The sequence below is a fragment of the Nocardioides sp. genome, assembly GCF_035547795.1.
Classification (GTDB): domain Bacteria; phylum Actinomycetota; class Actinomycetes; order Propionibacteriales; family Nocardioidaceae; genus Nocardioides.
In genome coordinates this window covers 1-10,871 of record NZ_DASZUF010000030.1, presented here as the reverse complement: position 1 = coordinate 10,871, position 10,871 = coordinate 1, and the positions used below count along the sequence as shown (strand labels likewise).

10 protein-coding genes are annotated in these 10,871 nt (G+C 70.9%); all 10 read right to left on the bottom strand.

Going from position 1 to position 10,871, the window contains the following annotated elements:
- Window positions 1–827 (bottom strand): EamA family transporter RarD (gene rarD / locus VHA72_RS02530; RefSeq protein WP_325572875.1); only part of this gene is annotated, 827 nt, incomplete at its 3' end.
- A 54-nt stretch (window positions 828–881) separates the two neighbouring features.
- Window positions 882–1,880 carry a polyprenyl synthetase family protein gene (locus tag VHA72_RS02525; RefSeq protein ID WP_325572874.1) on the bottom strand — a complete coding sequence of 333 codons (999 nt, stop codon included), beginning with the start codon at window positions 1,878–1,880 and terminating at the stop codon, window positions 882–884.
- On the bottom strand, window positions 1,877–3,442 hold the full coding sequence (gene nuoN / locus VHA72_RS02520) for an NADH-quinone oxidoreductase subunit NuoN (protein WP_325572873.1): 1,566 nt from the start codon (window positions 3,440–3,442) through the stop codon (window positions 1,877–1,879). The genes VHA72_RS02525 and nuoN overlap by 4 nt, the downstream gene beginning before the upstream one ends.
- Window positions 3,439–4,893 carry an NADH-quinone oxidoreductase subunit M gene (locus tag VHA72_RS02515; RefSeq protein ID WP_325572872.1) on the bottom strand — a complete coding sequence of 485 codons (1,455 nt, stop codon included), beginning with the start codon at window positions 4,891–4,893 and terminating at the stop codon, window positions 3,439–3,441. Before VHA72_RS02515 ends, nuoN begins: the two co-directional genes overlap by 4 nt.
- Window positions 4,890–6,788, bottom strand: coding sequence for an NADH-quinone oxidoreductase subunit L (gene nuoL / locus VHA72_RS02510; RefSeq protein WP_325572871.1), 1,899 nt, complete (start codon window positions 6,786–6,788; stop codon window positions 4,890–4,892). Before nuoL ends, VHA72_RS02515 begins: the two co-directional genes overlap by 4 nt.
- On the bottom strand, window positions 6,782–7,075 hold the full coding sequence (gene nuoK / locus VHA72_RS02505) for an NADH-quinone oxidoreductase subunit NuoK (protein ID WP_325572870.1): 294 nt from the start codon (window positions 7,073–7,075) through the stop codon (window positions 6,782–6,784). Before nuoK ends, nuoL begins: the two co-directional genes overlap by 7 nt.
- Before the next feature lie 5 nt (window positions 7,076–7,080).
- Window positions 7,081–7,782: an NADH-quinone oxidoreductase subunit J gene (locus tag VHA72_RS02500; protein ID WP_325572869.1), complete on the bottom strand. Its 702-nt coding sequence runs from the start codon at window positions 7,780–7,782 to the stop codon at window positions 7,081–7,083.
- Entirely contained in the window at window positions 7,779–8,399 is a 621-nt protein-coding gene (gene nuoI, locus VHA72_RS02495) for an NADH-quinone oxidoreductase subunit NuoI (protein WP_325572868.1), read from the bottom strand. Before nuoI ends, VHA72_RS02500 begins: the two co-directional genes overlap by 4 nt.
- The gene (nuoH, locus tag VHA72_RS02490) at window positions 8,396–9,655 is read right to left on the bottom strand and encodes an NADH-quinone oxidoreductase subunit NuoH (protein ID WP_325572867.1); all 1,260 of its coding nucleotides are present in this window, start codon (window positions 9,653–9,655) and stop codon (window positions 8,396–8,398) included. Before nuoH ends, nuoI begins: the two co-directional genes overlap by 4 nt.
- Window positions 9,648–10,871 (bottom strand): molybdopterin-dependent oxidoreductase (locus tag VHA72_RS02485; RefSeq protein ID WP_325572866.1); only part of this gene is annotated, 1,224 nt, incomplete at its 5' end. The genes VHA72_RS02485 and nuoH, both read right to left, overlap by 8 nt.

Sequence of the window (10,871 nt, the reverse complement as noted above, 5' to 3'; positions counted from 1 at the left end):
ACCCACACGATCGCGAAGCCGAGCCAGCGGCCGGTCGACATCTGCTCGTGGAAGTGCAGCACGCCCAGGCCGAACTGCAGGATCGGCGCCAGGTACTGCAGCAGTCCGATCGTCACCAGCGGGACCCGGGTCGCGGCCGCGCCGAAGAGGATCAGCGGGACGGCCGTGACGACACCGGCGGAGACGAAGAGCGCGGTGTGGCCGGCCCCGTCGGAGGTGAAGTGCGAGTGGCCGGTCAGGGCCAGGCCGACGACGTACGCGAGCGCCAGCGGCGTCATCACCGCCGTCTCCAGCGCCAGGCTCTCGAACGCACCCGCCGCGGCCTGCTTCTTGAGCAGTCCGTAGGTGCCGAAGGACCCGGCCAGGATCAGCGCGATCCACGGCAGCCGGCCGTAGTCGACGGTGAGGACGCCGACCGCCGCCGCCGCGATGCCCACCGCGAGCCACTGTGCCCGGGTGAGTCGCTCGCGCAGGACGAGTACGCCGAGCAGCATCGTGACCAGTGGGTTCACGAAGTAGCCCAGCGACGTCTCCACCACCCGGCCATGGTTGACGCCCCAGATGTAGGTGGCCCAGTTGACCGTGACGGCCACCGCCGCCAGTGCGAGCAGGGTCAGCGTCCGCCGGTCGTGGACCAGCGCCATGAACTGCACCCCGCGGCGCAGCGCGATCACCAGCCCGGTCATCACCACCAGCGACCAGATCAGCCGGTGTGCCAGGATCTCGAACGCCCCGGCCGGCTCCAGCAGCGGCCAGTAGAGCGGGAACGCGCCCCAGATCACATAGGCGGCAACTCCGAAGACCACCCCGCGCGATCGCTCACCCACGAGCGCCAGGGTAAAGGCTCAGTGCCCCTGCTGGCTCATCGAACAGACACCGGCTCAGGCGGTCCGGGTCGCCACCAGGTCCGCGAACGCCTCCAGCGCATCGCGAGCCGGGCCGGCGGGGAGCGCGGTGAGCAGCTGCTTGGCCTCCTGGGCCCGGGCGACGACGTAGGCGCGAGCCTCGTCGAGGGCGGGGTGGGCGCGCAACAGGCCCAGGCACTCGGCGAGCGCCGCGTCGTCGGACAGGTCCGAGTCGAGCAGCTCCAGCAGCCGTGCGTCCTGCGGCGAGGTCGAGCGGCGGGCCATCAGCACCGGCAGCGTCGGCACGCCCTCGCGCAGGTCGGTGCCCGGGGTCTTGCCGGACTCGACGGAGTCCGAGGCGATGTCGAGGATGTCGTCGGAGATCTGGAAGGCGGTGCCGACGATCTCGCCGTACGCCGTCAGCGCCTCCTCCACCTCCCGCGAGGCCCCGCCGAAGCGAGCGCCGTAGAGCGCCGAGGTGGCGATCAGCGCGCCGGTCTTGCCGGCGACCACGTCGAGGTGATGCGCGACCGGGTCCTCGCCCGCCCCGGGCGCGACACCCTCCAGGATCTGGCCCTCGACCAGCCGGGCGAACGTCTGGGACTGGATCAGCACCGCGTCGGCGCCCAGCTCGGCGGTGAGCTCGGAGGAGCGGGCGAAGAGCAGGTCGCCGGTCAGGATCGCGATGTGGTTGTCGAAGCGGGCGTTCGCCGAGTCGGCTCCGCGGCGTACGTCGGCCTCGTCCATCACGTCGTCGTGGTACAGCGAGGCGAGATGGGTCAGCTCGACCACGCAGGCCGCGGTCAGCACCGCATCGGCCTCGGGGTGGGTGCCGGTCTCGGCGGCGAGCAGCACCAGCAGCGGGCGGAAGCGCTTGCCGCCGGCGGCGAGCAGGTGCGCCGCCGCCTCGCTGACGAACGGCGACCGGCTGACCACGTGGTCGGCCAGCGCCTTCTCCACGAGGGCCAGGCGCGCGCGCAGGCGCGCGGCGAGGGCCTCGTCGGCGACGGGCAGGGCCAGATCAGCGGTGCTCACCCGAGGAATGATCCCGCATTCGCGATCAGATGGAGAACAGGGTCCGGAACCACGCCGAAGAAGATCGTCGCCGCGGCACACACGCCGATCACCACGATGCTGCCCCAGGAGGGTACGACGACCTCCCCGACCGGCTGCCCCTCCTCCGGCTCGGCGAAGAACATCAGCAGCACGAAGCGGACGTAGAAGAAGACCGCCACGATGCTCGACGCGATGGCGATCGCGACCACCGGCCACTGCCCGTCACGCAGCGCCACGGTGAACACCGCCCACTTGCCGACGAAGCCGCCGGTGAGCGGGACGCCCGCCATCGAGAACAGGAACAGCGAGAAGACCGCCGCCGTCACCGGCGAGCGCCGACCCAGCCCGGTCCACTTCGCGAAGGACCCGGCCTCGCCGGCGCTGTCGCGCACCACCGTGACCAGCGCGAACGCGCCGAGCGAGGCCACCGAGTAGACGATCAGGTAGAAGAGCACCGCTCGGGTCGAGGTCAGTTCCCCGCTGCGGGCGCCGATCACGCCGGTGAGCATGAAGCCGGTGTGCGAGATCGCGCTGTAGGCCAGCATCCGCTTGACGTCGGTCTGCACCACCGCGATGGCCGAGCCGAGTGCCATGGTCGCGATCGCCACGATGGCCAGCACCGGCTGCCAGGAGAGCCGGTCACCCGCGAAGGCGACGTAGAACAGCCGCAGCAGCGCCCCGAACGCTGCCACCTTGGTCGCCGCGCTCATCCAGGCGGTCACCGCGGTGGGCGCGCCCTGGTAGACGTCCGGCGTCCAGGTGTGGAAGGGCACCGCGCCGACCTTGAACAGCAGCCCGATGCCCATCAGCGCCATCCCGATCAGCAGCAGCGGGTGGTTGGGGCCGCCGTGGTGCACCACCGCGGCGATGCCGGAGAGGTCCATGGTGCCGGCGTACCCGTAGACCAGGGCGAGGCCGTAGAGGAAGAAGCCGGAGGAGAACGCGCCCAGCAGGAAGTACTTCATCGCCGCCTCTTGCGAGAGCAGGCGCCGGCGCCGAGCCAGACCGGTGAGCAGGTAGAGCGGCAGGCTGAGCACCTCGAGCGCGACGAAGAGCATCAAGAGGTCGCCGGCGACCGGGAAGAGCATCATCCCCCCGGTGGCGAACAGCAGCAGCGGGTAGACCTCGGTGTGGTCCAGGCCGCGGCTGGCGGCCGCCCGCTCGGCGTCGGTGCCGGGCAGCGCGGCGGCCTGGCCGGCGAACGCGCTGACGCCGGCATCGAGCTGCCGCTCCGCGAAGAGGAGTACGCCGCCCAGCGCCACCACCAGGATCAGGCCCCACAACAGCATGCCCGGCCCGTCGACGACCAGGGCGCCCTCGGCGACCGTGCGGGGAGTGACGTCCACACCGATCAGGACGACGCGGACCAGCGCGACCACCAGCCCGACGGCGGTGATGCCCACCTGCACGGGGTAGCGCCGCTCCCGCGGCAGCAGCGCCTCGACGAGGACGCCGAGGCAGGCGACGCCGAAGACCACGAAGACCGGCCACAGGACGCCGTACTCGAGGTGCGGAGCCTGGAAGGACGTCACCCCGTTCATCGGGCCGCCCCCGCCGAGTCGACCGCCAGGGATGGGTTGAGCACCGAGCTGACCGGGTTGGCGAGGTGCAGCAGCGGGCCCGGGACGAACCCGAAGAACAGCAGCGCCGCGACCAGCGGGGCCAGCACCGCGACCTCGACGCGGGTCAGGTCGGCGGTGGCCCCACCCGGGTCGGGATCCGGCGGGCCGGTCATGGTGCGCTGGTACATCCACAGCACGTAGATCGCTGCCAGCACGATGCCGGTGACGGCCACCGCCCCGACCCACCAGTGGTAGTCGAAGGCGCCGATCAGCACCAGGATCTCGGCGACGAACTGCGACAGGCCCGGCAGGCCGGCGGTGGCCAAGCCGGCGACCAGCAGCATCCCGGCCAGCACCGGAGCTCCCTTCTCGACGCCCCGGATCGCGCGGATCGAGGCGGTGCCGCGGCGCTGGACGAGATAGCCGACGACCAGGAACATCGCCGCGGTCGCGACGCCGTGGTTGACCATGTAGAGGATCGAGCCGGAGTTGCCCTCCTGGGTGAACACGAACGCACCCAGCGCGATGAAGCCGAAGTGGGACAGCGACGTCAGGCCGACCAGGCGCAGCAGGTCGTCCTGGCCGATGGCCAGGAAGGCGCCGTACACGATCGAGATCAGGCACAGCGTCACCACCACCGGCGTGGCCCAGTGGCTGGCCTCGGGCAGCATGCCCAGGCAGTAGCGCAGCATCCCGAAGGTGCCGATCTTGTCGAGCACGCAGACCAGCAGCACGCTGGTGGCAGGTGTCGCGCTCTCGGTGGTGTCGGCCAGCCAGGTATGGAACGGGAACAGCGGCGCCTTGACCGCGAACCCGATGAAGAGCGACACGAAGATCCAGCGGCCGGCGGCGGTGCCCATGTCGACGTGCTGCAGGTCGGTGAGCAGGTAGGACGGCGACCCGCTCTGCACGGCGTACAGGCCGATGACGCCGCCGAGCAGGACGAGCCCGCCGCCGAGCTGGTACATCAGGAACTTCAGCGCCGCGAAGCTGCGCTTGGGGCCGCCCCAGCCGCCGATCATGAAGTACGCCGGGATCAGCGTCGCCTCGAAGAAGACGTAGAAGACGAACAGGTCGGTGGCGCAGAAGACGATCAGCGCGAAGGACTCCAGCGCCAGCGCCCAGGAGAACCAGCCGTGGCTGTGGTCGCGCCACGCGGCCAGCATCACCACCGGCACCAGCACGGTGGTCAGCAGCACCAGCAGCAGCCCCATGCCGTCCAGGCCCAGCGCCCAGTGCACGCCCAGGTCCTTGATCCAGCTGACGTCGACAGTCTCCTGGAAGCCCTGGTGGCTGCTGTGGAAGCGGGCGGCCGCGATGATCGAGACGACCAGGGTGGCCAGGCCGAAGGCGAGCGCGATCGGCCGGCTGCGGGCGATCGCGGACCCGATCGCCCCGACCAGCGGAATCAGGCACAGCGTCGTGATCACTGCCAGTTCACCACCATCAGGGCCAGGACGACGACGATGCCGCCACCGAGGAAGGAGAGCGCGTAGGAGCGCACGTAGCCGTTCTGGAGCTTGCGGAAGGCACCGGCGAAGGCGCCGACGGCGAACGGCCCCCCGGTGAGTACGCCGTCGACGCCGTAGCGGTCGATCTGCAGCAGCGTGCTGGTCAGCCGACGACCGGGCTCGACGACGAACGTCTCGTTGATCAGGTCGCCGTACACGTCCTGGCGGGCGACCGTGATCGGCCAGGCCACCTTCTCCGGCGCGGTCGCCGGTACCGGGCGCCGGCCGAAGACCAGCCAGGCGATGGCGATGCCGATCGCGACCACGACCACGGCGAGCACCGAGACGAGCCAGGCCGGCAGGCCGGCCGACTCCGCGGGCGGCTCGCCGACGACCGGGGCGAGGTAGTCCTGGATCCAGCTGCCGAGCAGGAACAGACCGCCGAGCGCCGACAGGGCGGCCAGCACCACCAGCGGCCCGGTCATCACCCGGGGCGACTCGTGCGGATGCACGCCCTGGAGCCAGCGCTTCTCGCCGAAGAACGTCATCAGCATCAGCCGGGTCATGTAGAACGCGGTCACGCCGGCGCCGAGCATGGCCAGCGCCCCGATCCACCAGTGCTCGTGCCAGGCGGCGTCGATGATCTTGTCCTTGGACCAGAACCCGGAGAACCCGGGGAAGCCGATGATCGCGAGGTAGCCCATCGCGAAGGTCAGGAAGGTCACCGGCATGGCCCGCCGCAGGGCGCCGTAGTGGCGCATGTCGACGTCGCCCTCTCCATCGGGCCCCGTCATGCCGTGCATCACCGAGCCGGCGCCGAGGAACATGTTGGCCTTGAAGAAGCCGTGGGTGAGCAGGTGGAAGATCGCGAACGCATAGCCGGCCGGGCCCAGGCCGGCGCCGAGCATCATGTAGCCGATCTGGCTCATCGTGGAGCCGGCCAGCACCTTCTTGATGTCGTCCTTGGCGCACCCGATGACCGCGCCCCACAGCAGCGTGACGACGGCGACCACCACGACCGCGGTGCGGGCGGCCGGCGCCTGGTCGAGCACGGCGTTGGAGCGCACCATCAGATAGACCCCGGCGGTGACCATGGTGGCGGCGTGGATGAGCGCCGAGACGGGCGTGGGACCCTCCATCGCGTCCAGCAGCCAGGCCTGCAGCGGCACCTGGGCGGACTTGCCGCAGGCGCCCAGCAGGAGCAGCAGGCCGAGCGCCGTCATCGCGCCCCGACTGGCGTGCGCCGCGCCGGCGTCGACGACGGCGAAGCTGGTGGAGCCGAACGTGGTGAAACAGAGCGCGATCGCCAGCGAGATCCCCATGTCGCCGACCCGGTTCATCACGAACGCCTTCTTGGCCGCCGCGGCGGCGCTGGGCTTGTGCTGCCAGAAGCCGATCAGCAGGTACGACGCCAGGCCGACGCCCTCCCAGCCGAGGAACAGCAGCAGATAGTTCTCCGCCAGCACCAGGGTGAGCATCGCGGCGACGAACAGGTTGAGGTAGGCGAAGAACCTCGTCCGCCGGGGGTCGTGCGCCATGTAGCCCAGCGAGTAGACGTGGATCAGCGACCCGACACCGGTGATGAGCAGCAGGAACAGGCTGGAGAGCGGGTCGAACAGCAGGTCCGCGCGCACCGTCAGGTGACCGGTGTCGATCCAGGTGTAGAGATGCTGCACCACATGCCGGTCGTTGCCGTCGCGGCCGAGCAGGGTGGAGAACAGGATCAGGCTCAGCACGAAGGAGCCGATCGGCAGGGCGCAGGCCAGGTAGCGGCCCCAGCGCTCGGCCCAGCGGCCGCCGAGCAGCAGGATGGCGGCGCCGGCCGCGGGCAGCGCAACGACCAGCCAGAGCAGGTGGAACACCCCGGTCACCACTTGAGCAGGCTCGCGTCGTCGACGGACGCCGACCGGCGGGTCCGGAAGATGGTCATGATGATCGCCAGCCCGATCACCACCTCGGCCGCGGCGACCACCATCACGAAGAACGCCGTCACCTGACCGTCGAGGTTGCCGTGCAGCCGGCTGAACGCGACCAAGGCCAAGTTGGCGGCGTTGAGCATCAGCTCGACGCACATGAAGACCACGATCGCGTTGCGGCGGATGAGCACGCCGGTGCAGCCGATCGTGAACAGGATCGCTGACAGGACGAGGTACGGCGTCACGCTACTCACTTCTTGCCCTCCAGCTCGCGGCCCAGCGTGCTGGGGACCGAGTTCGACGCATGGCTACCGTCGGGCAGCAGGGCCGGGGTGTCGACGGCGTTGTGCCGGGCGAATGTGCCCGGCGGCGGCAGCGGACCCAGGTGCAGCCCCTGCTCGCCGTACTGCTTCACCCGGCGGCGGGCCAGCTCGGCCTGCGAGGGCCGCGGCTCGAGCCGCTCGCGGTGCGCGAGCACCATCGCGCCGATGGCGGCGGTGATCAGCAGGGCGCTGGTCGCCTCGAAGGCCACGACGTACCGGCTGAAGAGCTGGTTGGCCAGGGCCGGGATGTTGCCACCGGCGTTGGCCTGCGCCAGCCCCTTCATGGTGCCCAGCGAGAGCTGGCCGATCGCGAGCAGCAGGATCACGCCGAGCAGGAGGCCGCCGAACAGCGAGGCGACCCGGTGGCCCCGGATCGTCTCCACCACCGAGTCGGAGGCGTCGACGCCGACCAGCATCAGCACGAAGAGGAACAGCATCAGGATCGCTCCGGTGTAGACCACGATCTGCACCGCGAACAGGAACGGCGCGTCCAGGCTGGCGTAGAGCATCGCCAGCCCGATCATCACCACCGCGAGCAACAGCGCGGCGTGCACCGCCCGGCGCACCACCAGGATGCCCAGGGCGGCCAGGATCGTGACCGGCGCGAGGATCACGTAGGTGGCCGTCATCTCTGCTCCTCGGTGGTCGAGCCGCGAGCGCCAGCGGCCTCGGTGGTCGAGCCGCGAGCGCCAGCGAGCGTGTCGAGACCCGGGGCGTAGTAGTCCTGCTCGTCGTCGCCGAGCCGCATCGGGTGGGGTGGCGCCTCCATGCCGGGCTGCAGCGGCGCCAGCAGGTCCTGCTTCTGGTAGATCAGCGACTCTCGGGAGGTGTCGGCCAGCTCGTACTCGTTGGTCATCGTCAGCGCCCGGGTCGGGCAGGCCTCGATGCACAGCCCGCACAGGATGCAGCGCAGGTAGTTGATCTGGTAGACGCGGCCGTAGCGCTCCCCCGGCGAGTAGCGCTCCTCCTCGGTGTTGTCCGCGCCCTCGACGTAGATCGCATCCGCGGGGCAGGCCCAGGCGCACAGCTCACAGCCGACGCACTTCTCCAGACCGTCGGGGTGCCGGTTGAGCTGGTGCCGGCCGTGGAAGCGCGGCGCGGTCGGCTCCTTCTGGAACGGGTACTGCTCGGTGACGGGCTTGCGGAACTGGGTGGTGAAGGTGACGGCGAAGCCCGCCACCGGGTCCCAGACCTGCTCCTTGAGACCGTGCTTCTCGCCGGTGTTCTCGCCGGTGTTCTCGGTCATGACGCCTCCTCGATCGATCGCGGAGCGGTGGACGGAGCGAAGGTCAGCGGGGCCGCCGCGCCGCGGACCGCGCCGCCGGCCGGCATCGCCGGCGTCGGGAACGCGCCCTGCGGCTGGGCCACGGGGAGCTGGGGCGCCGGAGCCCCGCGCAGCAGGGCGACGACCATGACGGCGGTGAACACCACGGCCGGTACGGCGATCCAGCGCGGGTCGATGTCGTTGGCCACGCAGACCACCCGCACCACGCCGACGATGACGATCCAGGTCAGTGCCAGCGGGATCAGCCGCTTCCAGCCCAGCTTCATGAACTGGTCGTAGCGCAGCCGCGGCAGCGACCCGCGCAGCCAGATGAAGACCCAGATGAACCCGAACAGCTTGCCGAAGAACCACAGCAGCGGCCAGTAGCCGCGGTTGGCGCCGGCCCAGAGGTGGTCGATCCACAGCGGCACGTGCCAGCCGCCGAGGAAGAGCGTGGTGGCCAGCGCCGAGACGGTCGCCATGTTGACGTACTCGGCCAGGAAGAACAGCGCGAACTTCAGGCTGGAGTACTCGGTGTGGAACCCGCCGACCAGCTCACCCTCGGCCTCGGGCAGGTCGAACGGCGCCCGGTTGGTCTCGCCCACCATCGAGATGGCGTAGATCAGGAAGCTCGGCATCAACACCAGGCCGAACCACAGGTTGCCCTGAGCGGCCACGATCTGGCTGGTCGACAGACTGCCGGCGTATACGAAGACGGCGACGAGCGCAAGGCCCATCGCGACCTCGTAGGAGATCATCTGGGCGCTGGAGCGCAGGCCGCCCAGCAGCGAGTAGGTCGAGCCGGAGGCCCAGCCGCCGAGCACGATGCCGTAGATCCCGATGCTGGCGATCGCCATCACGAACAGCGTCGCGACCGGCAGATCGGTCAGCTGCAGCGGGGTGCGCTGGCCGAAGAAGTCGACGACCGGACCGAACGGGATGACACTGAACGTCACGAACGCCGGGATCACCGCCAGCACCGGCGCGGTGATGAACACGATCGTGTCGGCCTTGGCCGGCGTGAGGTCCTCCTTCAGCGCCAGCTTCACGCCGTCGGCCAGGCTCTGCAGCAGGCCGAAGGGTCCGTGCACGTTGGGCCCGATCCGGTGCTGCATCCGGGCCACCACCCGGCGCTCCCACCAGATGTTGAACAGGGTCAGCACCACGCAGACCGCGAAGATCAGGATCACCTTGAGGAGGACGACCCACCAGGCGTCGTGGCCGAACTGGTCAAGCACGCTCCACCTCCACGCTCGAGCCGGGTGAGGCCAGGTCGGCCAGGAGGCCGCGGCCCAGGCTGTTGCCCGGCAGCCAGACCACGTCGTCGGCCAGGTCGGCGGCCCGAGCCGGCAGCGTGACCGAGCCCCGGTCACCGGTCACGGTGACGGTCTCGCCGAACCTGGCCAGGTTGGCCGGGCTGAGCAGCGCCACCGCCGGTCGTGCGGTCGCCGCCAGCGCCTTGTCGCCGTCGAGCATCCGGGCGTTGTCCAGCATCAGCCGCCAGGAGCTGAGCCGGAAGGCACCGGGTGTGGTGGTCTCGACACGCTCGCTGGCGCTCGCGGCTCGACCAACGGCACGCTCGTCGGGCGAGGCCGCGTCGAGACCACCCCAGCGGCGGGCGATCTCGGCCAGGACCCGCGCGTCGGAGTACGCCGCGGGCAGGTCGAGGACCCGGGGGAACGGCCGGTGCCGACCCTCCCAGGTCACGAACGTGCCCTGCTTCTCGGTCACCGCGGCGACCGGGAGGACCACGTCGGCGCGGCGGGTGACCTCCGACTCGCGCAGCTCCAGGCTGACCACGAACTCGGCCGCGTCCAGCGCCGCCAGGAACGCCGCCGGGTCGCCGGTGTCGTCGGGGTCCACGCCACCCACCAGCAAGCCCCGCACGTCGCCGGCCAGCACCCCCGCCACGATCGCGTCGGCGTCGCGGCCGCCCGCCAGCGGCAGGCAGCCGGCCTCGACCGCGCCCCGGTCGCCGGCCCGGCGCGGCACCCACGCCCAGCGGGCACCGGAGCGCTCGGCCAGCGTGCGGACCGCGTCGAGCGCACCGGGCGAGATCGCCAGCCGTTCACCGGCCAACACCACCGCACCCTCGGCCAACTCCAGCCCGGCCAGCGCTCCGGCCTCCTCACCGGGGGCGCACCGGACCAGCTCGGCATCGAGCTTGGCGGTGCCGGTGGACAACAGCGGCGCCACGGTGCGGATCCGCTTGCCCCGGCGGGTCTTGCGCAACCGCAGGAACAGCGTGCCGGCCTCGTCCTCGGGCTCCAGCCCGACCAGCACCACCTCCGAGGCGGCATCGAGGTCGGCGTAGGTGAGCGGCGCGGCGCCGCGCACGGGCTCACGCAGGAAGACCGTCTCCTCGGCCGAGAGCGGTCGCGCCCGGAAGTCGACATCGTCGGGGCCGAGGGTCTCCCGGGCGAAGCTCGCGTACGCCGTCGCGTCCTCCAGCGT